This window comes from Citrobacter sp. KTE151, assembly GCF_000398845.1.
Classification (GTDB): Bacteria; Pseudomonadota; Gammaproteobacteria; order Enterobacterales; family Enterobacteriaceae; genus Citrobacter; species Citrobacter braakii.
In genome coordinates, this window is record NZ_KB976059.1 from 1 (window position 1) to 23,075 (window position 23,075).

Annotated in this window: 24 protein-coding genes, 2 rRNA genes and 2 pseudogenes; 27 read left to right on the plus strand and 1 reads right to left on the minus strand. The window is 56.5% G+C overall.

The genetic code is table 11. The features are described 5' to 3' along the window. The 24 genes and pseudogenes from WC7_RS0124185 to WC7_RS24080 form a co-directional block, all read left to right on the plus strand. Positions 1 to 660 (plus strand): 23S ribosomal RNA (locus tag WC7_RS0124185); the annotation flags it as partial. Between the two features lie 97 nt (positions 661 to 757). Then, a 5S ribosomal RNA gene (gene rrf / locus WC7_RS24180) occupies positions 758 to 873 on the plus strand. Between the two features lie 550 nt (positions 874 to 1,423). Further along, positions 1,424 to 2,299, plus strand: a complete 876-nt coding sequence (locus tag WC7_RS24175; protein WP_006777717.1) for a ParA family protein — start codon at positions 1,424 to 1,426, stop codon at positions 2,297 to 2,299. Beyond that, complete coding sequence (gene dnaB-PI / locus WC7_RS24170; RefSeq protein ID WP_016151295.1) at positions 2,292 to 3,662, plus strand: SPI-7-type island replicative DNA helicase; 1,371 nt, start codon at positions 2,292 to 2,294, stop codon at positions 3,660 to 3,662. The genes WC7_RS24175 and dnaB-PI overlap by 8 nt, the downstream gene beginning before the upstream one ends. Beyond that, entirely contained in the window at positions 3,659 to 5,353 is a 1,695-nt protein-coding gene (locus WC7_RS24165; RefSeq protein ID WP_016151296.1) for a ParB family protein, read from the plus strand. The genes dnaB-PI and WC7_RS24165 overlap by 4 nt, the downstream gene beginning before the upstream one ends. Beyond that, a pseudogene (locus WC7_RS0124190) lies at positions 5,346 to 6,056 on the plus strand (DUF2786 domain-containing protein). Before WC7_RS24165 ends, WC7_RS0124190 begins: the two are co-directional and overlap by 8 nt. Before the next feature lie 6 nt (positions 6,057 to 6,062). Beyond that, a complete protein-coding gene (locus tag WC7_RS24160) occupies positions 6,063 to 6,653 on the plus strand; it encodes a DUF2857 domain-containing protein (protein ID WP_006777722.1) in 591 nt (196 codons plus the stop codon). Continuing rightward, entirely contained in the window at positions 6,650 to 6,898 is a 249-nt protein-coding gene (locus tag WC7_RS24155) for a ParE family toxin-like protein (RefSeq protein WP_004115572.1), read from the plus strand. Before WC7_RS24160 ends, WC7_RS24155 begins: the two co-directional genes overlap by 4 nt. A gap of 99 nt (positions 6,899 to 6,997) precedes the next feature. Beyond that, positions 6,998 to 8,236: an STY4528 family pathogenicity island replication protein gene (locus WC7_RS24150; RefSeq protein ID WP_016151299.1), complete on the plus strand. Its 1,239-nt coding sequence runs from the start codon at positions 6,998 to 7,000 to the stop codon at positions 8,234 to 8,236. 343 nt (positions 8,237 to 8,579) lie between these two features. Next, the gene (locus tag WC7_RS24145; RefSeq protein ID WP_016151300.1) at positions 8,580 to 9,293 is read left to right on the plus strand and encodes a PFL_4669 family integrating conjugative element protein; all 714 of its coding nucleotides are present in this window, start codon (positions 8,580 to 8,582) and stop codon (positions 9,291 to 9,293) included. Between the two features lies 1 nt (position 9,294). Continuing rightward, on the plus strand, positions 9,295 to 9,849 hold the full coding sequence (locus WC7_RS24140; RefSeq protein WP_016151301.1) for a hypothetical protein: 555 nt from the start codon (positions 9,295 to 9,297) through the stop codon (positions 9,847 to 9,849). A 15-nt stretch (positions 9,850 to 9,864) separates the two neighbouring features. Then, the gene (locus WC7_RS24135) at positions 9,865 to 11,886 is read left to right on the plus strand and encodes a DNA topoisomerase III (protein WP_016151302.1); all 2,022 of its coding nucleotides are present in this window, start codon (positions 9,865 to 9,867) and stop codon (positions 11,884 to 11,886) included. A 637-nt stretch (positions 11,887 to 12,523) separates the two neighbouring features. Beyond that, entirely contained in the window at positions 12,524 to 12,994 is a 471-nt protein-coding gene (locus WC7_RS24130) for an STY4534 family ICE replication protein (protein ID WP_016151303.1), read from the plus strand. Positions 12,995 to 13,054: 60 nt separating this feature from the next. Next, complete coding sequence (locus tag WC7_RS24125) at positions 13,055 to 13,591, plus strand: single-stranded DNA-binding protein (RefSeq protein ID WP_016151304.1); 537 nt, start codon at positions 13,055 to 13,057, stop codon at positions 13,589 to 13,591. Positions 13,592 to 13,724: 133 nt separating this feature from the next. Then, positions 13,725 to 14,163: pseudogene (locus WC7_RS0124195) on the plus strand (DUF29 domain-containing protein). Between the two features lie 138 nt (positions 14,164 to 14,301). Continuing rightward, positions 14,302 to 14,967, plus strand: coding sequence for a PFGI-1 class ICE element type IV pilus protein PilL2 (locus tag WC7_RS24120; RefSeq protein WP_016151306.1), 666 nt, complete (start codon positions 14,302 to 14,304; stop codon positions 14,965 to 14,967). Next, a complete protein-coding gene (locus tag WC7_RS24115) occupies positions 14,964 to 15,722 on the plus strand; it encodes a coiled-coil domain-containing protein (RefSeq protein WP_016151307.1) in 759 nt (252 codons plus the stop codon). Before WC7_RS24120 ends, WC7_RS24115 begins: the two co-directional genes overlap by 4 nt. 11 nt (positions 15,723 to 15,733) lie before the next feature. After that, complete coding sequence (locus tag WC7_RS24110; protein WP_016151308.1) at positions 15,734 to 16,456, plus strand: TIGR03759 family integrating conjugative element protein; 723 nt, start codon at positions 15,734 to 15,736, stop codon at positions 16,454 to 16,456. Next, positions 16,435 to 17,070 (plus strand): lysozyme family protein, encoded by a 636-nt coding sequence (locus WC7_RS24105; RefSeq protein ID WP_016151309.1) that lies wholly within the window; start codon positions 16,435 to 16,437, stop codon positions 17,068 to 17,070. The genes WC7_RS24110 and WC7_RS24105 overlap by 22 nt, the downstream gene beginning before the upstream one ends. Positions 17,071 to 17,075: 5 nt before the next feature. After that, positions 17,076 to 17,597: an integrating conjugative element protein gene (locus WC7_RS24100; protein ID WP_016151310.1), complete on the plus strand. Its 522-nt coding sequence runs from the start codon at positions 17,076 to 17,078 to the stop codon at positions 17,595 to 17,597. Next, the gene (locus WC7_RS24095; RefSeq protein WP_016151311.1) at positions 17,597 to 18,169 is read left to right on the plus strand and encodes a restriction endonuclease; all 573 of its coding nucleotides are present in this window, start codon (positions 17,597 to 17,599) and stop codon (positions 18,167 to 18,169) included. Before WC7_RS24100 ends, WC7_RS24095 begins: the two co-directional genes overlap by 1 nt. A gap of 10 nt (positions 18,170 to 18,179) precedes the next feature. Further along, on the plus strand, positions 18,180 to 18,668 hold the full coding sequence (locus tag WC7_RS24090) for a hypothetical protein (RefSeq protein WP_016151312.1): 489 nt from the start codon (positions 18,180 to 18,182) through the stop codon (positions 18,666 to 18,668). Beyond that, positions 18,661 to 20,760, plus strand: a complete 2,100-nt coding sequence (gene traD / locus WC7_RS24085; RefSeq protein WP_016151313.1) for a type IV conjugative transfer system coupling protein TraD — start codon at positions 18,661 to 18,663, stop codon at positions 20,758 to 20,760. Before WC7_RS24090 ends, traD begins: the two co-directional genes overlap by 8 nt. Continuing rightward, on the plus strand, positions 20,753 to 21,511 hold the full coding sequence (locus WC7_RS24080) for a TIGR03747 family integrating conjugative element membrane protein (protein WP_016151314.1): 759 nt from the start codon (positions 20,753 to 20,755) through the stop codon (positions 21,509 to 21,511). Before traD ends, WC7_RS24080 begins: the two co-directional genes overlap by 8 nt. 99 nt (positions 21,512 to 21,610) lie before the next feature. On the opposite strand, the gene WC7_RS24075 is transcribed toward WC7_RS24080, so the two are convergent. Further along, complete coding sequence (locus tag WC7_RS24075; protein ID WP_155849765.1) at positions 21,611 to 21,832, minus strand: hypothetical protein; 222 nt, start codon at positions 21,830 to 21,832, stop codon at positions 21,611 to 21,613. A gap of 231 nt (positions 21,833 to 22,063) precedes the next feature. Here WC7_RS24075 and WC7_RS24070 point away from each other — a divergent pair, with 231 nt between their 5' ends. The 3 genes from WC7_RS24070 to WC7_RS24060 are packed head-to-tail and all read left to right on the plus strand — an operon-like array spanning position 22,064 to position 23,075. Further along, complete coding sequence (locus WC7_RS24070) at positions 22,064 to 22,411, plus strand: integrative conjugative element protein, RAQPRD family (RefSeq protein WP_016151316.1); 348 nt, start codon at positions 22,064 to 22,066, stop codon at positions 22,409 to 22,411. Continuing rightward, positions 22,411 to 22,653: a TIGR03758 family integrating conjugative element protein gene (locus WC7_RS24065; protein WP_004115536.1), complete on the plus strand. Its 243-nt coding sequence runs from the start codon at positions 22,411 to 22,413 to the stop codon at positions 22,651 to 22,653. Before WC7_RS24070 ends, WC7_RS24065 begins: the two co-directional genes overlap by 1 nt. A gap of 35 nt (positions 22,654 to 22,688) precedes the next feature. Continuing rightward, positions 22,689 to 23,075: a TIGR03745 family integrating conjugative element membrane protein gene (locus WC7_RS24060; protein WP_006785968.1), complete on the plus strand. Its 387-nt coding sequence runs from the start codon at positions 22,689 to 22,691 to the stop codon at positions 23,073 to 23,075.

The window sequence follows — 23,075 nt, forward strand, 5'->3', positions numbered from 1 at the left end:
TGACTGGGGCGGTCTCCTCCTAAAGAGTAACGGAGGAGCACGAAGGTTAGCTAATCCTGGTCGGACATCAGGAGGTTAGTGCAAAGGCATAAGCTAGCTTGACTGCGAGAGTGACGGCTCGAGCAGGGGCGAAAGCAGGTCTTAGTGATCCGGTGGTTCTGAATGGAAGGGCCATCGCTCAACGGATAAAAGGTACTCCGGGGATAACAGGCTGATACCGCCCAAGAGTTCATATCGACGGCGGTGTTTGGCACCTCGATGTCGGCTCATCACATCCTGGGGCTGAAGTAGGTCCCAAGGGTATGGCTGTTCGCCATTTAAAGTGGTACGCGAGCTGGGTTTAGAACGTCGTGAGACAGTTCGGTCCCTATCTGCCGTGGGCGCTGGAGAATTGAGGGGGGCTGCTCCTAGTACGAGAGGACCGGAGTGGACGCATCACTGGTGTTCGGGTTGTCATGCCAATGGCATTGCCCGGTAGCTAAATGCGGAAGAGATAAGTGCTGAAAGCATCTAAGCACGAAACTTGCCCCGAGATGAGTTCTCCCTGACCCTTTAAGGGTCCTGAAGGAACGTTGAAGACGACGACGTTGATAGGTCGGGTGTGTAAGCGTAGCGATACGTTGAGCTAACCGATACTAATGAACCGTGAGGCTTAACCTTACAACGCCGAAGATGTTTTGGCGAAAGAGACACGATATTCAGCTTGATTACAGATTACATCGACAGACCCGAGAGGTGTGTTGATAAACAGAATTTGCCTGGCGGCTGTAGCGCGGTGGTCCCACCTGACCCCATGCCGAACTCAGAAGTGAAACGCCGTAGCGCCGATGGTAGTGTGGGGTCTCCCCATGCGAGAGTAGGGAACTGCCAGGCATCAAACAAGTGAAGAAGCCCATCCTGCCGGATGGGCTTTTTTGCGTCTGCAGGGAATGAAAACTGCCGGATGCAGCGTACCATTTTATCCAGCCCATCATGTTGTAACCGGTGTGCAGGCCTGAGAAGCGCAGCACACCTGGCTCTCCCGGCAGCACATTGCCTGCTATCCGTGCACGGGATTGAGTAACAGGTACTGTCGCTCAGGATCGCGGACCTCTGTACATCCCATCACGTTAAACCCCATCTTCTTATAGAACCCAGATGTCAGCTTGTTAACAGGCACGACTAATCTTACGTATGGATTTTGTGAGGGGTAGAGCAGTAAAGATATTGAGAGATGATCGGTTGGAAAGTATCAGAAACTATAAAAGCAAAAACCCGCCTCTAGGGCGGGTTCTTTAAATAGTGGTGCCCGGACTCGGAATCGAACCAAGGACACGGGGATTTTCAATCCCATTGCCGGAAAGTTAAATTTTTTGCCTTTGTGTTACAGAGATGTGAATAATCGCTAACGCATACATCCAAACCATTGTTTTGGATGTGCAAAATGACAATACTTCCCGTTATCTCTCCCAAAGGTGGAGAAGGCAAATCCACGTTTGCTGCTTACCTTGCCGGTTTTCTTGCCGATGCTGGCCTGAATACCCTTCTTGTGGATGCAGACTATTCCCAGCCCACAGCCAGCAGTATCTTCGCGCTGGAGCATGAATCCCCTTTCGGTCTCTATGAATTGTTGATGCAGATGGTCAGTGACCATACGCAATGCATTTCGCAGACCGCCATAAAAAATCTCGATGTCATCTACTCTAACGACCCGGACGAACTGTTGCCGACCGCGATGCTCCACGCTGCAGATGGCCGTCTTCGCCTGCGTAACATACTTCAGCATCCTTTCTTTAACCGTTATGACGCCATTATTGTGGATTCTAAAGGCGCAACAGGCGTTATGACTGAGCTTTCCCTCCTGTCCTCTACCGGTAATGTGATGGGCGTTGTTAAACCCATCCTTCCGGATGTCCGTGAATTTATCCGCGGCTCCCTTCACATGCTTACCCGCCTGAAAACCTATGAAAATTACGGTATCCGCCTTCCTGATATTTCCATTCTCGTCAACTGTATCGAAAACACTCTGCTTGACCGTGAAGCAATGGACGGTCTTGCCGCCATCATTAACGAAAAACATTACGACGCCTCTGCGCTGGGCAACCGTGACGTTTATCGTTTACTCAATACCCGTATCGAGGCGCTGGATATTTTCAAACTGGGGCACGTAAAACAGCAGCCCGTGCATCGTCTGGAATACAAAACACGCCGTAAAGGTCCGGCCGCAGCCGTCACCATGCACGACCTCGCGTGTGAACTGTTCCCTGAGTGGCAGAGCCATTTCAGTGACGTTCTGACCCGGGAGGTGCGTCATGTCTGAGATGATGATGCCCTGCTCTTATGAGGCTGAGCAGGCCGTACTGGGCGGACTGATGCTTGATAACGACCGGTGGGATGAGGTGATACTGCAAATCTCCCCGGAAGATTTGTTTTCCCGGCCGCACCGTATGGTCTTCCGCGTCATGGCCGAGCTGACCGGAGAAGGGCTACCGCTCGATCTCATCACTATTACGGAACGGCTGGAGAACAGAGGCGACCTTGAACAGTGTGGCGGCTTTGCTTATCTGGCTGAAATGAGTAAAAACACGCCATCTGCAGCCAATATCCTGGCTTACGCCGGGGTGGTGGCGGAGAAAAGCCGCCTGCGGCAGCTGATGACAGTGGGTAACAGTCTTCTTTCCGATGTGCAGGCCCCGAAAGCCAGCTCGGCCGGCATCCTTGAGTCGGCCGAAGGTAAGCTGTTTAACATTGCCGAACAGGGAGCCATGCAGCTTAACAGTGAGACCGGCGTTAACGAGGCGCTGGATAAACTGCTGACGCAGCTGGAAAGTATGTCCGCCAGTGACGGCCTCACCGGGACACCGACCGGTTTCAGTGAACTGGACGCGATGACCTGTGGTCTCCAGCCCGGCGATCTGGCCCTGCTGGCCGCCCGTCCTTCCATGGGGAAAACGTCGCTGGCCATGGCCGCCTGCACCGCGGCCGTGGGCGCAAAACCTGACGATCACGTCTTTGTTTTCAGTCTTGAAATGCCCTCAGAGCAGCTGATGATGCGCCTGCTGGCGATGGAAGGCCGGGTGGAACTGTCCCGGCTTCGCAGCGGCAACATGGATGATGAAGACTGGGCTCGCGTGTCCGCAGCTACCGGTCGCATTATTGAATGGAAAAACCGTCTGATCATTGATGATACCAGTTACCAGACCCCGGCTACACTGCGCGCCCGCGCCCGTCGCTATGTCCGCAAATACGGCAGACCCTCTCTCATCATGCTGGACTATCTGCAGCTTGTCCGCTCCCCCGAGCAGGAAAACCGCACGCAGGAAATAGCGGAAATTTCCCGCTCGCTTAAGGCGCTCGGTAAAGAGCTGGGCTGTCCGGTACTGGCGCTTTCCCAGCTCAACCGCCTGGTGGAGCAGCGGGCCGATAAACGCCCTAATAATGGTGACCTGCGTGACTCTGGTGCGCTGGAGCAGGATGCAGACCTCATCATGTTTATTTACCGGGATGAGGTTTATAACCCTGGCACTCCTGATACCGGGGTGGCTGAGATCATTGTCGGCAAGCAGCGGCAGGGGCCAACCGGCACGGTGAAAGTCAAATTTGACGGGCGTTATACCCTCTTTTCGGAGTTTCAGGAAGGCAGCTATGACTTCGGTTACCACAGCGGGAGGAAACAGGCATGAGCCGTAAAAGTTCTGATGTGGGGGCTGCCATGCTGCAGCCCGGACGCCAGTCGCAGGCGGCCGGCAATATCAGCGTCATGCCGGCGGCTGAAATGCCCATGGTCCTGACGCTCGACCAGTTAAGCCCGAATCCTGATAATCCGCGAACATCACGCAATCCGCGTTATGACGATATCAAGGCTTCCATCCGTTCGCGCGGGCTGGACACCGTACCCAAAGTCACCCGTGACCCGGATGGTGAGCCCGATATGTACATCTTCAGCGACGGTGGTAATACACGTTATCAGATCCTGTCAGAACTGTGGCAGGAGACCGGAGAAGACCGTTTTTTCCGTGTCCATGTGTTGTTCAAGCCGTGGCCGGGACGGCTGCAGTGTGTTATCGGCCATCTGGCAGAGAATGAAGTGCGCGGGGAATTGAGTTTTATTGAAAAAGCGCAGGGGATCCACAAAGCCCGCTCTATATATGAAGAGCAGTTAGGAAAGCCAGTCTCTTTACGACAGTTGTCAGAGCTTCTGACCCGTGAAGGTCTGCCGGTACATAATTCAACTATCAGCCGTATGGAAGATGCACTGAAATATCTTTTCCCGTGGATCCCAGACCTGCTTGAGTCCGGGCTCGGCAGGCCGCAGATAACGGCGCTGCTGGCGCTCCGGCATGATGCTGAACGCGTGTGGGATGAGTTTAGCCTGCTTTCAGATGTCAGCGAAAAATCCTTCAGCGATGTTTTTGGTCAGTGTTGTGGCCGTTTCAACTCACCGGAACTGTGGTCTCTTGAGATGTTTCGCGATGAATTAATTGGTGATTTACTGCATGCGCTGCCCCATCCGGAGCTGGATTATGACCGCTGGATGATGGAACTGGATCCTAAAGAACGTAACCGCAGACATCACTTCGGCGATCCAGAACCGGTGTCCATCCCTCCCGCAAACAGCCTCGTCACCGCTGACTCTGTAGGTCAGGCCACACCGGCGCAGAAGTCTGTTGAGGTCGCGCAGCCTTTCTCCAGTCCACGTCGTGAAATCTCAGGAGAGCCGGTAACGCCCGCCCCGGATAATACCCCACCTGAAAAACTGGATAATCAGCCCCCCCGGCATGAGGTTCAGCCAGATATGTACGGTGCCGCGCCGGTCATTTCAGGTGAGAGCGGGGATGTTAGCGGGCTGGTTACCCTCTCCGATGGGTACGGAGAAGAGAATGGTGGAGAAGAGGACAATGGTGAGGATGGCCTGCTTTCTCTTTTAACACCAGAACCTGAAGTTGTCCTGCAGGATGACGCGCCGGTGACTAATGGCAGCATCTGGCATGTGCCGGCCCATCAGGACGATATCGAACACCTGCAGAATACCGCTTTTCGTCTGGCCTGGGAGCTGGGTGAGGTCCTTGGCTGCGAAGATGAAATTCTTCCTCAACGCGACAACGACATGTCTGCCGGTTACGTCGGGGCAGGTGAGGTGTGTTCTGAAGCCGCCGCATTTCTGCTGGGCCTGACCGGCGAAGCGCCTGTGCTGCATCCTGCGGCAGGAGTGTGTGGCCTGCCGGAGCTTTTCACCGGCGGCCCGGGTGAGGGGGAAGCACCTGCACTGACAGATGAAGATGCTCTGAAACTGCTGCGCCTGATGCGCGTTATGCGCCGTCTTCGGGAGCTGCAACGCGGTCTGACGTACGGGGAGGATAACAGTGATGAATAACTCACAGCGACAGTTGCGACTGCTGAATCTTGTCAGGAAACTGCTGAAGCTGGGCCGCAGCAACAGTAATGCCCATGAGGCAGGACTGGCCCTGCAGCGTGCCCAGAAGCTGATGGCAAGATACGGTATCAGCGAGCTTGATGCCGGTCTTACATCTGTGCGCGAGGCGTCTTCCCGCACGGCCCCTTCGGATGCTGAAAAAGTTCCGGAATGGATGGTGACCCTTGTCCGGGGCGTCTGTCATGCCTTTGGCTGCCGCGCTTATTACTCATGGCGTCAGACCTCTGCCGGGTATCGCCGTTCGGTAACCTTTTACGGATTCAGTGAAAAACCTGAGATAGCAGCCTATGCCTTTGATGTGCTGACGCGCCAGCTGAAAGATGCCACAAATTCTTATCTCAAAACCCAGAGCAAGCGGCTGAAACTGGCCACACGCCGGGCGAGAGCGGAGCAGTTCCGTGACGGCTAGGTATGTGGGGTGCGTGAGGTGATATCGGCGACTGACATCAGCAGCGAGGAGCAGCAGGTGATGAGCCACTGGCTGGAAAGCCGCAGTATGAAGACAGTCACAACCCGTGAACTGAAAACCTGCCGCGGGGCGGATACAGCACGTTATCAGGGGTATGAAGCCGGGCAAAATGCCCGTCTTCATCAGGGGGTCAGCGGCCGGGGTCCGGCAGCCATTGGTTACCGTCAGGATTAAGGGGGAATGATGAACAGTTTATCTCAGGCTGCCAACGGATTACTGATGCAGCTGGTTATGGATCTGAGAAGTGGCTATCTGCGCCGCTGCGAATCGCTGGGACTGAACCGCGAGGAAATGCAGATGCTGCAGGGACTCTCGCTCGAAGAGCTTCACTACCTTTCCGGCAGCGAAGTGTCGATCATCAGTGTGGGCATCAATCACGGCAATCTGGTGCGCATGCTGCAGCAGGCCCGGACGGAACAGAAACGACTCCAGCGTATCGATCGGGCGCTGGCGCTGGGCGGCTCCATTGAACTGATGGCCAATTACTTCGGGCTCTCCAGTACGGACGTGGCGGCCCGCCGTCGTATTGCCGGTATCGATGTCCGGCCGGGGCGCGGTAACGCACTGGGTGATGAGGAAAACGCCGCCCTGTGGCGACAGTGGCAAAAGTCCGGCGTTGAAGATGCGGAAAGTGCTGACGGGCTGGACGTGATGATGCTGGCTGCAGAACAGATGAACGTCTCGCTGACGTCTGTCTGGCATGCGGTCCGTGGCTGGCACAAGACCCGGCAGCCTTCTCCGGCCCGAACGCCGGTAAGGAAGACGGCATGAAATACAGGATGGTTGCGCCGGGCCTGCGGGCTCCCCATGGTACGCCGCCGCAATGCTGTCAGAAGGCGTTACGTCAGGTTCGCCGTTTCCGGCAGGGGGCGCGTAATTACACCCGGCTCGATGAGAAAGGCTGTGGTTACTACAAAATCGATCTCGGCCCGTTCTGGCGTCTGCTAAGTCGCAACGAAGGCCGGACATGGCTTCTTCTCAGCCACGAACGCTATAACAGCGCCATACGGAAATAGCAGCACGACAGCCTGTTTACCCTGCACCCGTACGCGGGTGCAGTACTAAGCATACTGACAGTTCAGAACGGCCGTGATGGCGGCCGAAAAGGAAAAATAATGAGTCTGCCTGCAGAAAGCCTGATTGCTTATACGCTGGATAAAATGAATGCCCGCCTTGCGGCCAGTCCCCGGCGGGATGACGGCAGGATACGTAACGGCCTGCTGTTTACCGGAAATGTGCATGATTCCATTCCCCGCCGGCTGTTGCTCGACACGCGGTTGTCACCACTGGACAAGATGGGCTGGATGATGATCCGGCTGTATGCACAAAATAATGAGGGGGCGGTTTTCCCCAGCTATGACGAACTGCAGCTGCAGCTTGCATCACCCGGAAAGGGGAAAGCCTCAAGGGAAACGGTAAGCCGCGTCCTGCTGATGCTGCGAATAACCGGCTGGCTCAGCCTTTGTAAACGCGTGCGGGATGATAAAGGGCGGGTGCGGGGGAATATCTATGCTCAGCACGATGAGCCCCTGACGTTCAGCGATGCGGAAATGCTCGACCCCCGCTTCCTTGATGTGGTGGCGGATGCCTGCCTGAGTAAAAACCGGACTATCAGCCAGACCGCCCGCGAAGTGCTCGACGATATAAAAAACGACCCCACCATGCGCCATTATCGCAGCCATCTTGCGCTGATAGAATCGCGTCTGGACAGCCCACAGACGCCCAGCCAGATGTCGAAACATCATCACCGAATACCCTGTCCCGCACCGGGTTCGGAAACCGAACTCAGTCATAAACGGCCAGGAATCGTCGCTAAAAAACAGGGTTCGGATACCGAACTCAGCCCAGAAAGATACAACAATTCACTGAGTTCGGAATCCGTACTGCCAGTAAAAACAGGCAGTTATGACCGGGTTCGGAAACCGAACCATTACGTACGTAGTATCACACACAGTGTGAATAAAAATACGTACGTACCGGGTAAACCTGTGCTTCCCGACAGTCTGCATGAACTTGTGCCGGCAGAAGATATTGCCATGCTGACCGCACAGCTGCAGGCGCTGCCTGAAGAACAGGCACAACTTGTGCTGCTCAGCCTGCAAAAGGTGATGGCACGCCAGCAGCTCAGCAACCCGGTTGGCTGGTTGCTGGCCGTGATGAAGAAGGCGCGTGAGGGCAGGTTATACGCGCCCCGTCAGGCTGATGATTCGCCTGAGAGTGCCGTGCAAAAAAACGCTCAGCGTCCTGAACAACAGCTGTGGAAGCCAGAACCACGTTCTTCTGTCCATCCTGTATCGGAAGAGAACATACGAAATTTGGTTAGAGATATTCGTAAAAAGCTAAACGATAGATAGCTGCTTCTGGAACTGGAGGTTAAAAAACAACCACTGCTGCGAGTGGCAGCAGTGGTTAAAAAGTAAGCAGTGCTGCGAGTGGCAGCAGCGGATAAAAAATGTACAGCACTGCATGGGTCTAGTTTGAGTAAAACATGAAAGATTTTATCTTTTGATTTTTAAGTAGTTTGAGATGTCATTTTATATAACTGACTACATTAACGCCCTGAGCTAGCCCGCTATGAAGCCATATAAGTGAATTTCCGAGATTAGGGATCTGGTTTCTGGTTGTCCCCAGGCTCCTGCCTGAAGAGTATCACTGACTCAGGTCGAACCTGACCGGGATCTTACAGGAGATGATTTCATGACCACTGAAAATGAAACGCGAAGCGACAAACCGGGCGGACTCACATCCTCCCTGAAAATCGAGATCCACTCAAACTATGCTATCCGTCTCTGGGAAGGACGCCCGCAGGCTCAGGCGAAGGAGGGTGTAAAGAAAGTTAAGCATGCCATCATGAGTATGCCCCAGGCTATTAAGCGCTCAGGAATTATTTATCAGGATTCCCTGGCAGATAACCCATGGGCAGATGAGGCGATGTTCAGGGTTGAAACGCTTTTGAATGAAGCTGGAGACCATATTAAAAGCCGGGTAGAAGAACTTGAGGTCATATTGAAATCAGTTCCCCCTGCTGTTTCATTTTCTGACATTGCCTCCTCGTCTCCACTTAATATAGGCGTATACAGTCGTTCTCCGCTGGGTTACAGATGTGTATGGGTACTCGTCGGATATGACCAGATGGCCCTTAAAGCATTCCAGGCGGCTCATTACGGTCTCATATCCCGCAACCGTCGCGATGAACTACTGAGCCATTGCGCTCACTTAATCAGAAAAGTATATGGTGTGCTACGCCTTTATCGAACCGTCAAGGTTAACCGTGCTGACATAGCAATCCAGACTAAAGAAGCACAACAGGCAACAGAACAACTGGGCATGCCCGATACTGCCATTCTTACTGGTAAGAAACGCTCTTCCTTTTCTCCACCTCTGAGAAAAGCCGTTCAGGAGGAGAAATAATATGATTCGCCCTGTGTTCCTCCTCACCTCCTTCTTTTTACTGAGCGGATGCGCAACAACGGACTGGGCTGCGATTAATAAACAGGTCAGTGACACAGCCGCAAACCTGACAAAAACGTTGGGCGGCAACAGCAGCGGAGAAAGTGGCGGGATGCCGCTGATGAGCCCGGCAGGGCAACAGGCCATGCAGTCCGTCGATAAAACGTTCTCCGTGCCGGTCGATGTGGATACCGCGGCGGCCCGCCTGAAGCGCCATTACAAATTTATCTCCACGCAGGAGCTTGAGGCACTGCGGCAGGCCGCAAATGACGGGGGCTGGAAAGCGGCTGCTGAAGATGATGCGCATCCCGTCTGGGACGCCATGCCGGGCAGCTACTACAAAATGGGCTCCGACTGGAACGGACGTGATCACCTGGATATCGAAATCGAGAAAAACGGGTCCGGCAGCAGGCTCTATGTTGTCTATCGTTCATCATCATCACAGCGTCTGGCCGGGTCCGGTGTCACGAAGCTGATGAATGATGTCCGCGCTGTTGCGGCGGGTGAAAAACGCTGACGCGGGAGGCAACACATGCAACTCTTTCTGTGTGAAAAACCCTCCCAGGCAAAGGATATTGCCCGCGTGCTGGGTATCAGCAAGCGTGAGCAGGGATTTATCAGCGGCGGTAACATCGTTGTGACCTGGGCGGTCGGCCATTTACTCGAAACTGCCAGCCCTGAAGCCTATGGTGAGCAGTATGGCAGGCCATGGCGTGCCGATGTTCTGCCTGTGCTGCCCGAGGCCTGGAAAATGGTTGTCAAAGAGCAGACAAAATCGCAGTTCACCGTTATCAGTAAGCTGCTCAAAAAGGCGTCTGAGGTGGTCATCGCAACCGATGCCGACCGCGAGGGCGAGGTGATCGCGCGTGAGCTGCTGGAATACTGCCACTACAGTGGCGCGGTGCGCCGGCTCTGGTTATCAGCCCTGGATGAGGCCAGTGTGAAGGAAGCACTGAGCAGTATTCTTCCGGGGGAAAAAACAGCCCTGCTGTATGATGCCGGCAAGGGCCGGAGCCAGGCTGACTGGCTCATCGGTATGAACCTGACCCGGCTTTATACCCTCAAAGCCCGTGACTCAGGGGTGTCAGAAGTGCTGTCCGTCGGGCGGGTACAGACGCCGACGCTTGCCATGGTGGTTAACCGGGATAATGAAATCACTTCCTTCGTGCCAAAGCCCTGGTGGCAGGTACATGCGCTTATTGAAAAAGAGGGCGTCCGGTTCCGGGCTGGCTGGGTGCCCGTTGAGCAGTACTGTGACGAGGAAAAGCGTTGCATCAATCCTCAGGCAGCCCGGGCGGTGGGACAGCTTTGTCAGCAGCAGGGCAGGGCTACAGTACTGGAGGTGACACAGAATCGGGAGAAAACGGCGGCACCCCTCTGTTTTGACCTGGGCACCCTTCAGCAGGTCTGTTCCCGAAAATTCGGCATGGGCGCAAATGATGTGCTCGCCATAGCCCAGTCCCTTTACGAAACCCATAAAGCGACCACCTACCCCCGGACAGACTGCGGTTTTCTGCCAACCTCCATGCAGCAGGAAATTCCCGACGTGCTGGCAGCAGTGGCGAAATCCGATCCCGCTGTGGCCCCGGTACTGAATCAGCTGGACAGGCAGTTTGTCTCGCGCGTCTGGAATGACAAGAAAATCACCGCGCACCATGCCATCATTCCCACCCGACAGGCATTTGATTTGTCGCGCCTCAGCGCCGATGAGCTGAAGGTCTACCAGCTGATTCGCCAGCATTATTTCGCCCAGTTCCTTCCGCTGCAGGAATCTGACGTGACGGAGGCGTCTTTCAATATCGGTGGCCAGCTGTTCCGTACACGCGGAAAAGTCGGTGTGGTGACGGGCTGGAAGTCATTGTTCCAGGCTGAAAAAGATGACGATGAAGAGGACGTCGAGGGTGACAGTATGGCGCTGCCGGCGCTCGCAAAAGGGGGTATTTGCGCTGTCACCGGTTCTGAGGTTAAGGATATGAAAACCAGTCCGCCTAAACCGTTCACGGAGGGGACGCTGATTGCTGCCATGAAGAACGCGGCCAGTTTCGTCAGTGACCCGAAGCTCAAGAAAGTGCTGCGTGATAACGCAGGTCTGGGCACAGAGGCGACGCGTGCGGCAGTACTCGAAACCCTCTTCAAACGACACTATCTGGAGAAAAAAGGGAAGCACATCCACTCAACGCAGATGGCCCGGGAGCTGATTGCGGCCCTGCCGGAAACGCTGACGAGCCCGGGCATGACCGCATTATGGGAGCAGGCACTGGATGATATTTCGCAGGGGAAAATGTCGCTTGCGGTATTTATGCAAAAGCAGCTGCAGTGGACCCGTCACCTTGTCGAAAAAGGCCGCCAGGACAGTGTGAAAATCACCGCTCCCGTCACGCCCCCTTGCCCGTTATGTAAAGGGCCCACACGTAAACGCAAAGGTAAGAAAGGAGATTTTTGGGGTTGCGTGCGTTACCCAGACTGCAAAGGTATTATTAACACCAACGGGAAAAAGACCACAAAGCGCAAAAAAGCAGCAACAGGGACAAAAACAGAATCATCCGCACAGTGATGAGTTATTTCACTGTACAACCCCGGGCCGGGTTCTGCTAATGTGACTACGCTTCGATATGTACCCCTTTGCCGGAGGCAGCCAGCTTAACTTTAACGGGATTAATCTGGCAACCGGCACGACGGTCTGCCATCGCACATCTGGCAGGAACTGTAAGACGCATGCGCTCCGTGAAAATCGCGTCGGGAACGGATCCCCGGAGTAGTGAGATACATTAAGGTCTGGTACAGCCCCCACGGCGTTGCATATGCAGCGCCGTTTTCATTTCTGGTTTTATAGGTTGACACCAGGCTTGTTTGGTTTAAAAATCAACAGTGCTTACCGCTGTTTTTCACAGCCAGCTAAAGTTTCAGCAGTCTGAGAGAAACGCCTTAGGGTGACTGCCAGCTAACGTTTCACCGGTCTGAGAGAAACACCTTCGGGTGACCGGAAAATCCTCGCAGCCTGAGAGAGGATACCTTCGGGTGGTAAATCCGTTTAACCTCTGGAAACGGATATCACTGCACAGTGATTGAGGTCCTTTCAACATACCAGACTCTCAGGATTCAACCGATCCTGACCCCCGACGGGAAACCACTCCCGTCAGGGCAGATGGTTTCTCCGCCGTACCTTTTTTTACCTCCATGGAGAAAACATCATGTCTGCAAACAATACTTCTGCATCTGCAAAATCTGAGTACTTCAACCTGACTATCAAAGGCATCGGGTATCTCAGCAACATCCGCCAGGTTAACCATCAGAATGGCTCGTTCCTCAGCTGCGTAATCAATGCACTGAGTGGTCCGACTGATAATCCGGCCTACGTCCGTTTTGACATTTCTGTCGCAGGTAAAGAGGCAACCAGCCTTATCGCCCGCTGCCAGAAAGCCGTCGATGAAGACAAGAAAGTCCTGTTGGGCTTTAACCTGAGTAACCCGTCCACGGACATATTTACGCTGAACAAAGGCGACCATGCCGGCGAACAGCGCGTCAGTCTGAAAGCCCGCCTGATAAAGGTGGACTGGATCAAAATAGGCCAGGACATGGTTTATAAGACTGAAAAATCTGACTCCGTGCCGCCACAGAATGGCTCTGCCGCACAACGCGACTACGCAGAAAACTCATTCTGATGCGCACCTGACACACCCCGTTCGCGGGGTGTTTCTTTATTCCTTACAGGAGAAATGACTATGTCCTCACGCGGCGTTAACAAGGTTATTCTTGTCGGAAACCTCGGCCAGGATCCTGAAGTTCGTTATATCCCTAACGGCAGTGCAGTTGCCACCCTTTCGCTGGCCACGTCTGAGAGCTGGCGCGATAAGCAGTCCGGTGAACAGAAAGAAGTGACCGAATGGCATCGGGTGGTTATTTTCGGCAAGCTGGCAGAAATTGCGGGTGAATATCTGCGCAAAGGCTCCCAGGTTTACATCGAGGGCCAGCTGCGCACTCGCAAATGGACCGATCAGGCCGGCCAGGAGAAATACACTACAGAGGTGGTGGTCAATATTGGTGGCACCATGCAGATGCTTGGCGGCCGGCAGTCTGGCAGCGGTCAGAATACGTCTTCCCGGAATGACTGGGGGCAGCCTCAGCAACCTTCAGGACCGGCTCACAGTGGCCAGGCCTCCGGCAGCAGTGCCGGTGCGCCACCGATGGACTTTGACGATGATATACCGTTCATTGGCCTCGGGTATGACTGTTCCAGAGTGGCAATTCACGCCCTCTGAATTAATGGAGCTTTGACTGTTATGACTGTCTCTGACAAACTTCAGGAAGCAACTTTTTATGTTGCATCTTATGTTATCCCCGGAGCATATCTGTTCTGGCGGTTTCTTCACTTTTTGACTAACGGAGGCTTGTATGGGAGCACGTTACGATTCAGACGTTGTTGCCTGGGCCAGTGAACAGGCAGCTTTACTGCGTGCCGGAAAGCTCAGTCAGATTGATATTGAGAACATCGCCGAGGAGATTGAAGACGTGGGCAAAAGTGAAAAGCGTGAGCTGGCCAGCCGTATGGCTGTCTTACTGGCCCACCTTCTTAAATGGAAGTTTCAGCCAACCCATCGAGGTATAAGCTGGGAGTTAACCATTAAAGGTCAGCGTGATTTGATTGTACGACGTCTGAACAAGACGCCGAGCGCTGAAAAGCGCGTTTTCTGATCCTGAATGGCTTGCGGATGTGTGGTTTGACGCCCGCGCCGATGCTTCCAAAGAAACCGGCATAGGTCTGGATATCTTTCCTGAAGACAGCATCTGGACAACAGATACTATTCTCAGTAACGAGTTTTACCCGGACTGATTACTGTCTGTTTCACCGCAACGCCATCCTTTCGGGTGGCGTTTTTTTTCATCAACGGAAAATCAGTTGTTAATTGAGTGAAACCGGACCGATTCCGCACAGTGAGGGCTGTTTTATCACTGTACAGGAAAATTCCGGATGAAACGTAACACCTCTCACAACATATTTTCACCAGGCAGGCTTGCCACTGTTCTTCCCCTGCTGCTCCTTGCGGGCTGTGTTTCCCAGCCGCAAAAGTTGCAGCAACGCGCGCCTGCCGACCCGACACCCGGCACCACCGTCACCCGTAACGTTCAGCCGGTCTCTCCGGACGAGTATGCGCGGACGCCGGAAGTGGTGCGCTACGATCGTTATCTGCTGGTCAGTACTGATCCGCAGGCGGCCCAGCGTGACCCTCTCTCGCAGATTATTGATATTCGCATCCCGTCATCCCTGCATCCTACCGTGGCGGATGCGCTGCGTTACGCCCTGCGCCAGTCCGGTTATTCCCTGTGCGCGACCGGCTCCGCCAACGGCGTGCTTTACCGCCAGGCATTGCCGGCGGTTCAGTACCAGCTGGGCCCGATGCGCCTGCGTACTGCCCTGCAGGTCCTGGCCGGTCCGGCCTGGCAGCTTGAGGTGGATGATGTACAGCGTGTGGTCTGCCACAGCCTGCGCGACGGCTACCAGCTGCCAGTCTCCCAGCTTCCGCCGCCGGTCAGCACCTGGTCCACGCCTGCGCCGTCAGCCGTGGCACAACCGGCCATCAGCGCCCCTCAGTCCGTCCCCGTTAAACCTGTCAGCGGAGGGTTTCTGAGAAAATGAGCGAACAGCAACCATTCCATACTGACCCCGCTCCGGCCCGTAAAAGATTCAGCTGGCGTCCCCGCCGCCGCCTCATCTGGGGCGCTGCCGGCGGTGTGGCGCTGGCCGGCATTCTGGCGCTGGGCTACACCGCCTTCAGTCTGGGCATATCGAACCTTGATGAACGCCTTGCACGCCTTGAATCTCAGGGCAGTACAGCGGCCACTGTTGAGACAGTCGCGGCCCTGCAGTCAGATGTGACCATGCTCAGAGCCGGTCTGCAGGACACCCGGAAAAAACTTGGTGAGATGCAGCAGGAGCTGAGCGCAGCAGCGAAACAGGCCGGCAGCGACGACGCCGTGCGTCAGTCATTGCGAACTCTTCAGGAGGCACAGCAGGGGCTGGAAACCCGCCTGAGTGCGCTGACTGAGCAGCTGACAGCGCTGAAATCACAGCCGGCACCCGCACCCGCCGCACCTGTCGCCGCACCGGTCAAAAAAAACGAGCCTGCGGCAAAAAAGCCCCGTCCCGCTGACACACGTCGTGCTGCTCCGTCCCTTCGCGTGGCCCGCAGCGCGCCTTTTGTGCTGACGGGCGTGGAGAAGCGGGGGGCAGAGTCCTGGGCTGCCATCGCGCCCCGGGGCTACAGCAGCCTGTCGCAGGTGGCCCTGGTCGGAGAGGGCGAAACCGTTGCCGGCTGGACGCTGGTCAGTGCCGGTTATGGTGAGGCGACGTTTCGGGTTAACGGCCGCCTGACCGTGCTCAGAGCAGAATAACGGAGCGAATAATGAAACTGAAACATACCTTTTTAGCCGCCATGCTGCTGAGTCCCCTGACTCAGGCTGCGACCACATCAGGACAGATCGATGTCAGTCAGCAGGCATCAACACAACGGGCCGACTCCGCACAGCAAAACCTGCAGCAGCAGGCCGGTCAGTGGGGACTCAGTGCCGACGATTATCAGCGGTATCAGCAACTGATGAAGGGACCCCGGGGTATCCAGTCGCCCGGTCTCGATCCGCTTTCCACCCTGGGTATTGAGGCGCAGACGCCGGCAGAGCGCCGTAAGTTTGCGGAAAAGTGGGTGAAGGAAGAGTTTGCCCGCACCCAGAAAGAGCTTGATTTCCAGCGTGAGGTGAACGCGGCCTGGCAGCGCCTGTATCCGGGCACACTGCCGGTCAATATGGGGAACGCCTCCGGCGTGGCGCACGACAGTGGTGGCCGGCTGGCGCTGTTCGTCAGGTCAAAAGACTGCGCCACCTGCGACGCGAAACTGTCTGCCGTGCTGGCTGACAACCGGCCGGTGGACATCTATCTGGTCGACAGCCAGGGCAGTGATGATGCGCTTCGCAGCTGGGCGCGGGACCATCACATTCCCGTGGAAAAGGTCCGCAAGCGCCAGATCACGCTTAACCACGACGGCGGACGGTGGATGCGCTTTGGTAACGGCCTGATGCCGGTTTTACTGCAGCAGGCGGGAGACGGTAAATGGGTAATCGCAGCGTTCTGACCGGCGCGCTGGCGCTGGGCTTACTGATGGCGGCCGTCCCTGATGGCCATGCTGACCAGACGGTGCCGGAGGGTTACGTCCGCGTGGCCATGGCGCACGGCGTGCCCCCGGAAGCGCTTTACTCGGTCTCACTGAGCGAGTCTTCGCGCAAACTTCCCCGCGGCGTGCGTCCATGGCCCTGGACCATCAATGTGGCAGGCAAAGGGTATCGCTATGAGACACGTCTGCAGGCCTTGCAGGCGCTGCAGGTCTTTATGAAGCGTCACCCGCTTAAGCGCATCGATGTCGGTATTGCCCAGGTCAATCTGGGCTGGAACGGTCATCATTTTGCCTCGACGTGGGATGCGTTTGACCCTTACACCAACCTGAACGCCGCCGCCACCATTCTGCGTGAGTGCTGGGCGCGTAAGCCCGGCAGCTGGCTGGATGCGGCCGGCTGCTACCACCATCCCGCAGGTGGTCAGCCTGCTGCACGTTACCGCGCCATTGTGAGAGGGCATCTGGCAAAAATCAGCCCTGCACCCCGCATTTCTGCGCCGGCAGCTGAAGCGCCCCGTTCGGTTGCTGCGCTCACCCCCGATCCAGGCTTCGTCTGGACTGAACCCGGGAGATAACCCTGATGAAAAGGCTGTCCTTACTGCTGTTTACCCTCCTTCCCCTGACCGGCCATGCTGAACTGAACGTGATTGCTGATCTGGGCGGTCAGGATGCTGCGCCGTATTTTGAGGCCGTTAATAAACAGCCCGGCATGAGCACGGAAAACGACACCGCACCTTCACCCCCGTCACCCGTGCTGCAGGGCGAGGCCGCCATGCTCCCGGTATTCACGCCGGAGTTGCGCCCGGGCAGCGTGGCCGACCGGCCGCTGCAGCTGCCCGGCATCGGGGCGTTGTTTCTGATCGGGGATGATGCCCTGTCCCGTGACTGGCTGAAGGCCAATGCCGGCGCACTGGCTGAACAGCATGCGGCCGGGATGATCGTCAACGTTACGGACATGGCTGCCGTGCGCGAGCTGCGCGAGCTGGCACCCGGTGTCAGCCTGGCCCCGGCTTCCGGCAGCGAGCTGGCCCGTCGCCTGCAGATCGCGCATTATCCGGTACTCATCACTGATGCCGGCCTGACGCAGCAGGTCAGGCCGTAATGGTAGCGACACCGCTCAACGGTCTGCTGACAGGGCACCCCGTAGGGATTGCCATGCTGGCCATCCTCTTCCTGGTGGTGATGGCCTTTCTCAACCTGCGGCGGCGGGAGAACGCCAGCACCCGCCGTCACAGGCGATACCGGGCAACGGCCGGTCGGGTACTGGATAAACTGACCAGCCTGCCGGGAGATGCACAGCGTCTGACCTATCTGCGCAAAATCAGCCCCTATGTCTTTGAAGAGCTGTTGCTGTCTGCCTTTGAACGTCAGGGGCTGACCGTGGTGCGTAATGCCTCCTACAGCGCTGACGGCGGCCTTGATGGCCAGGTTATCATCGACGGGGAATACTGGCTGATTCAGGCTAAACGGTACAGCCGTGCTGTTTCCCCCGCACATGTTGAGGACTTTGACCGGCTTCTCCTGCAGACCGGCCGCCGCGGTCTGTTTGTCCACACGGGCCGTACCGGGAAGATGAGCCGCGCCATTCGCACGACATCACCGCGCCTGCGCATCATCAGCGGGCAACGCCTGCTGACCATTCTCGCCGGGCAGGACGTCCGGCAGTATCTCTGAGGAATCATTTATGCACATCATCCTGAACAGCCTGCGCTACGCGTTGTGGCTTGTGTTCTGTTTATTCCGTCATGCCGTTTTCGTGCCTGCCGCTTTGGGCGGTGTCTGCCTGCTCGCCTGGCTTGTTTTCGGCCATCCGGTCAGTGACCTGAACGACCAGTTGCAGAAGGAGGCAACGGCATGGCGCACCGCGCCGCCCGGACACTACATGTGGGAGGAATGCCCGGTACCTGATAATGCGGCTCAGCCTGAGGTAAAGCAGGCAGACTGCACCGTCACAGCCGTCTCCACGGAAACCGCGGTGCATAACTATCTGCTGTCATTGCGGGCCGTATGGTTCATTTTTTTCATTCTGTCGAATGTTCTGTATGTGCTCTGGCGCTTACTGGCGGATGCTCTGCATTACCACTGCCTGCCCCGCAGGGAAGCCGGCGCCGGAAAGGGGGCGTATATCCGCATGGCTGACGGTAAAGTCATAAAGGAGGCAGGCGATGAGTAACCGTTACGTTATTGAAGCCCTGCTGCGTCCGGCCGTTGAGCTGAATACCGCCGTGGTGTCGGGCATGGCGGCGTATGTCTGTGTTCAGGCACCCTGGGCTGTCGCCCTGGCACCCTCTGTCAGCTATGTCACTGCCGCCGGGTTTGCGGCGCTGGCCGTCACCCGCACCCATCAGGGGATGAAGATTATTCGCTACCGCCGGAATCTCCGCCGCCTGCCGCGCTATGTCATGAGTACTAAACAGATCCCCGTCAGTCATCGTCGCCTGTTTCTCGGGCGGGGTTTCCGCTGGACCCAGAAACACACCCAGCGCCTGCAGGATACGCTGCGCCCGGAAGTGGCCCGCTACCTGCAGCCGAACCGCTTTTATCAGGGCGCGCGTCAGCTTGAAATGCTGACAGAGCACCGTCTGCCCTGGCTGGGTAAGCTGCTGAGTGCTGATACGCCGCTGAACCCGGTGCGGCCATTACCGCCGGTGGGCGGGAATCCGGCGCTGCACGGCATCGAGCCCGACGAAAAAGACGTCACCCTGGCTCTGGGGGAGCGCGTTGGCCATACGGTGGTGTACGGCACCACGCGCGTCGGGAAGACCCGGCTGGCAGAGCTGCTGGTCACCCAGGATATCCGGCGGGGTGAAGTCACCATCGTGTTTGATCCGAAAGGCGACGCAGACCTGATGAAACGCGTCTGGGCAGAGGCCCACCGGGCCGGACGCGGGGACGAGCTGTATATCTTTCATCTTGGCTGGCCTGAAATTTCAGCCCGTTATAATGCCGTCGGGCGTTTTGGTCGCGTGTCAGAGGTGGCGTCCCGCGTGGCCGGTCAGCTGTCGGGTGAGGGGAACAGCGCGGCATTCCGCGAATTTGCCTGGCGGTTCGTCAACATCATCGCTCGTGCGCTGGTCGCCCTGGGGGAACGCCCTGACTACACGCTGATTATGCGCTACGTGAACAATATCGCCGATCTTTATATCCGCTATGCGGAAAAAATCATCCATGCGCAGCTGCCCTCCCTGCAGACGCAGATTGAGAATAATCAGCAGGTGCTGGGAGAGGACGACGTGCCCCGTAACATGCAGGGTCAGCCGGATGCCTTACGTATCTGGGCCATTGAGGTTGCCCTGAGTTCAGAAGAGGGTAAAAAACTCTATGATCCCATCCTTGACGGGCTGCGGTCAGCGGTACGTTATGACCGTACTTACTTTGACAAAATCGTGGCGTCGCTGCTGCCGCTGCTGGAAAAACTGACCACCGGCAAGACCGCCGAGCTGCTGTCGCCGGATTATCAGGACATTGACGACACGCGGCCGATTTTTGACTGGGAACAGATCATCCGTAAAAAAGCCGTGGTGTATGTGGGGCTCGATGCGCTCAGTGACAGTGAAGTGGCGAGCGCGGTCGGTAACTCCATGTTCGCCGATCTGGTGAGTGTGGCCGGGCACATTTATAAACACGGTATCAATGCGGGCCTGCCGGGCGGGAAAGAAGGGAAGTCCCTGATTAATTTGCACTGCGATGAGTTTAACGAGCTGATGGGGGATGAGTTTATTCCTCTCATCAACAAAGGGGGCGGTGCCGGCATGCAGGTGACGGCCTATACCCAGACGTCTTCTGATATTGAGGCACGCATCGGGAATGCGGCCAAGACGGCCCAGGTACAGGGTAACTTTAACAACCTGATTATGCTGCGCGTCAGGGAGAACCGCACCGCCGAGTTGCTGACCACGCAGCTGCCGCAGGTGGAGATTTACACCAAAACGCTGGTCTCCGGGCACCAGGACACGGCGGATGTCAATGCAGACCAGGACTTCACCTCAAGCACCCAGGACCGCGTCGGGACGGTAAAAGTCCCACTACTGGAGCCGGCCGATATCGTGACGCTGCCAAAAGGGCAGGCGTTTGCCCTGCTGGAAGGCGGGCAACTGTGGAAAATCCGCATGCCGCTGCCTGCCGGGGATGCTGATGATGTGCTGATGCCGGAAAGCATCGAGAAAATAGCGGAGGAGATGCGGCGCAGCTATCACAGCGGCGAATCCTGGTGGCGGGACGGTCCGGCCCTGAACGTGCCGGTCACAGGAGGGGCGAATGGCTGAGGTAAAACGTCCCCCACAGCAGCAGACGCTGCCGGAACGCAAGCACGGCATTCTGTATAATCTGCTCTGGGGCTGGCCATGGGCCCTGGTGGGCGTGGTGCTGTCCTCGCTGCTGCTGAGCCTGCTGATTGAATATATCGGCATCGCCTTCTTCTGGCCGGAAGCCGGGGCGGCGCACAGTGAAGCGGTCATGAACACCGAGCTGGGGTGGCTGTCCACAGAGTTCACCCGCAGCCTGCTGCTGTCTGAACCATCGGTGACGGTTGTGCGCTGGGTGAGCACCGCCTATCAGTGGGCCTTTGTGGACAGTGGCTTCCTGGACTGGGTCCGGCAGCAGTATGCACACCAGATGCACAGTGACAATGCCGTCACCCGGGAAATCAACAGCTGGAGCGGCTGGCTTGCCGGCTACCTGCGTGAATACCTGCTGGCCACGGTATGGATCAGCATTATCACCCTGGTACGCGTCACCATCCTGGTGCTGTCCGTGCCGTTGTTTGTGCTGGTCGTGGTGGTGGCGCTGGTTGAGGGGCTGGGGCGGCGTGATCTGCGGCGGTACGGCGCGGGGTATGAAAGTTCGTTTGTCTATCATCATGCCAAGAAAATGGTCAGGCCTGCAGCGATTGTACCCGCGATGCTTTATCTGTCATGGCCTACAGCGGTTTATCCCAATCTGCTGTTGCTTCCGGCTGCGATCCTGCTTGGTATTGCGGTGACGGTGACGACAGCATCCTTCAAAAAATACCTTTAATCAGAGCTGGACGGAGGCGTGCAAAACTTGTTTTGTGCGCCTGCCGTCAGCAGACAAGCCCCGGGAGAACCTGCCCGGGCGCGTCAGCGGAGCAACCTGTTATCCCCTGTATATAAATGGGCCTGAGGTGCTGACGGCTCCCATCAGCATGCCAATTACCGCGATAACGATCAGCAGATCCACGAGAGCAGGGAAGTAGCTTCCACGGTAATACTCGCGGCTTTTTTCATCTCTGTTGATATAACGGAATCTTACCGTCAGGGAAACCGCTAAACCGATAAAGCTCACTATTAACAATAAAGTGCCATTCATATCTATCATCTCCTCTCGGTAAAATCCTGCCCAGATTACTGGCGCTCAACCTGCAATAACATGGCTAATCAAACTCTGGCCGGCTGTGATTTTTCCTCCTGAATTCCTGCCTGCAACCTTTGTTCCGGCAGCACCTGCCGCAGAGGATTAATTTTCAGGATTGCAGTTTGGGTTTATCGCAGACCTCAGTAACGTGCTCCCGCATCCTGTTCGCACCCCTTAATCCTTCTGGAGGTGCGTATGAACTCAAATCGTCCGGCCATGCGGCGCAACCGTCGTGTCCCGGGCATCACTGGCCTGGTATTGCTGACCTTTCTGGCATCAGCTGCTGCACAGGCATCCGAGAAAGACGAGCTTGCGTCTGTTCAGCGTCAGCTGGACCAGGTTCAGGCGTCGCTTGAACGGGCCCGCGTGGCGGCTGCACAGGCCGACCCGGCTGACCATGGCCGCTTTTTCTTTGATTACCGTCAGGCCACATCCGATCTCAACACCATTCGTAGCGGCATTGACCGCTATCTGGAGCCCTCCCGCGCGCAACCGCGCGACCCGTCTTTTGTGGCCGGTAATTACCGGCGGGAGCGGCCCTGATGTCCATGACATCCGAACAAACGAACGCGTTTAAAGCCGGCTCCGGCAGTCTTGATGTGAACATCCTTCATCTGCTCTGCATCGGGGCACTGCTGGCATTTCTTTTTTTATGGGCCGCGTGGGCGCTGTCGGATGTCTGGACCGGCTGGAGTAACACCAAAGTGCGGGACGCGGCCCTGGGGCGTTTTGCTGTCCGCACCGTGCTGCTGTTGCTTGTGTGTATCTGGATGTTTGCCAGTTAACCCGATTATTAACGTTAAGTCAGGAGATGAATTCCATGCACCATTCTGAGTCTGTTGTTGCCCGCCTGCGCCGTCTCGCCAGTCGTACGCTGACCCGCGCCGGTACGCTTGCCCTCCTGGGCTGGCTCACCTGCAAACCGGCCTTTGCGGACTTGCCAAGCGTTGAAGCGCCGGAGTCCGGAGGCGGAAGCGGGCTGTCCGGACAAATCAAGGGCTACCTGCAGGACGGCATTGTTATCGGCGGGCTGGTCGTGGCGGCCGTTGCCTTTATCAACGTTGCCATTGCCGCCCTGCACACCTTCACCGAAGTCCGCAATGAGAAAGCCACCTGGACCAAATTCGGGGCCATTGTGGTGGTGGGTGTGGTGCTGCTGGTTGCCGTTATCTGGCTGCTCGGCAAGTCTGCCGACATTCTGTTGTAG

What these genes read in the sequence shown, in the direction of transcription:
- WC7_RS24070 (WP_016151316.1), top strand. Translation starts at nt 22,064, where the DNA reads ATGAACTCAAATCGTCCGGCCATGCGGCGCAACCGTCGTGTCCCGGGC.
- WC7_RS24160 (WP_006777722.1), top strand. Translation starts at nt 6,063, where the DNA reads ATGATGAACAGTTTATCTCAGGCTGCCAACGGATTACTGATGCAGCTG.
- WC7_RS24075 (WP_155849765.1), bottom strand. Translation starts at nt 21,832, where the DNA reads ATGATAGATATGAATGGCACTTTATTGTTAATAGTGAGCTTTATCGGT.
- WC7_RS24150 (WP_016151299.1), top strand. Translation starts at nt 6,998, where the DNA reads ATGAGTCTGCCTGCAGAAAGCCTGATTGCTTATACGCTGGATAAAATG.
- WC7_RS24105 (WP_016151309.1), top strand. Translation starts at nt 16,435, where the DNA reads ATGGGTAATCGCAGCGTTCTGACCGGCGCGCTGGCGCTGGGCTTACTG.
- dnaB-PI (WP_016151295.1), top strand. Translation starts at nt 2,292, where the DNA reads ATGTCTGAGATGATGATGCCCTGCTCTTATGAGGCTGAGCAGGCCGTA.
- WC7_RS24130 (WP_016151303.1), top strand. Translation starts at nt 12,524, where the DNA reads ATGTCTGCAAACAATACTTCTGCATCTGCAAAATCTGAGTACTTCAAC.
- WC7_RS24095 (WP_016151311.1), top strand. Translation starts at nt 17,597, where the DNA reads ATGGTAGCGACACCGCTCAACGGTCTGCTGACAGGGCACCCCGTAGGG.
- WC7_RS24120 (WP_016151306.1), top strand. Translation starts at nt 14,302, where the DNA reads ATGAAACGTAACACCTCTCACAACATATTTTCACCAGGCAGGCTTGCC.
- WC7_RS24165 (WP_016151296.1), top strand. Translation starts at nt 3,659, where the DNA reads ATGAGCCGTAAAAGTTCTGATGTGGGGGCTGCCATGCTGCAGCCCGGA.
- WC7_RS24145 (WP_016151300.1), top strand. Translation starts at nt 8,580, where the DNA reads ATGACCACTGAAAATGAAACGCGAAGCGACAAACCGGGCGGACTCACA.
- WC7_RS24175 (WP_006777717.1), top strand. Translation starts at nt 1,424, where the DNA reads ATGACAATACTTCCCGTTATCTCTCCCAAAGGTGGAGAAGGCAAATCC.
- WC7_RS24135 (WP_016151302.1), top strand. Translation starts at nt 9,865, where the DNA reads ATGCAACTCTTTCTGTGTGAAAAACCCTCCCAGGCAAAGGATATTGCC.
- WC7_RS24065 (WP_004115536.1), top strand. Translation starts at nt 22,411, where the DNA reads ATGTCCATGACATCCGAACAAACGAACGCGTTTAAAGCCGGCTCCGGC.
- WC7_RS24125 (WP_016151304.1), top strand. Translation starts at nt 13,055, where the DNA reads ATGTCCTCACGCGGCGTTAACAAGGTTATTCTTGTCGGAAACCTCGGC.
- WC7_RS24080 (WP_016151314.1), top strand. Translation starts at nt 20,753, where the DNA reads ATGGCTGAGGTAAAACGTCCCCCACAGCAGCAGACGCTGCCGGAACGC.
- WC7_RS24060 (WP_006785968.1), top strand. Translation starts at nt 22,689, where the DNA reads ATGCACCATTCTGAGTCTGTTGTTGCCCGCCTGCGCCGTCTCGCCAGT.
- traD (WP_016151313.1), top strand. Translation starts at nt 18,661, where the DNA reads ATGAGTAACCGTTACGTTATTGAAGCCCTGCTGCGTCCGGCCGTTGAG.
- WC7_RS24110 (WP_016151308.1), top strand. Translation starts at nt 15,734, where the DNA reads ATGAAACTGAAACATACCTTTTTAGCCGCCATGCTGCTGAGTCCCCTG.
- WC7_RS24115 (WP_016151307.1), top strand. Translation starts at nt 14,964, where the DNA reads ATGAGCGAACAGCAACCATTCCATACTGACCCCGCTCCGGCCCGTAAA.
- WC7_RS24155 (WP_004115572.1), top strand. Translation starts at nt 6,650, where the DNA reads ATGAAATACAGGATGGTTGCGCCGGGCCTGCGGGCTCCCCATGGTACG.
- WC7_RS24140 (WP_016151301.1), top strand. Translation starts at nt 9,295, where the DNA reads ATGATTCGCCCTGTGTTCCTCCTCACCTCCTTCTTTTTACTGAGCGGA.
- WC7_RS24090 (WP_016151312.1), top strand. Translation starts at nt 18,180, where the DNA reads ATGCACATCATCCTGAACAGCCTGCGCTACGCGTTGTGGCTTGTGTTC.
- WC7_RS24100 (WP_016151310.1), top strand. Translation starts at nt 17,076, where the DNA reads ATGAAAAGGCTGTCCTTACTGCTGTTTACCCTCCTTCCCCTGACCGGC.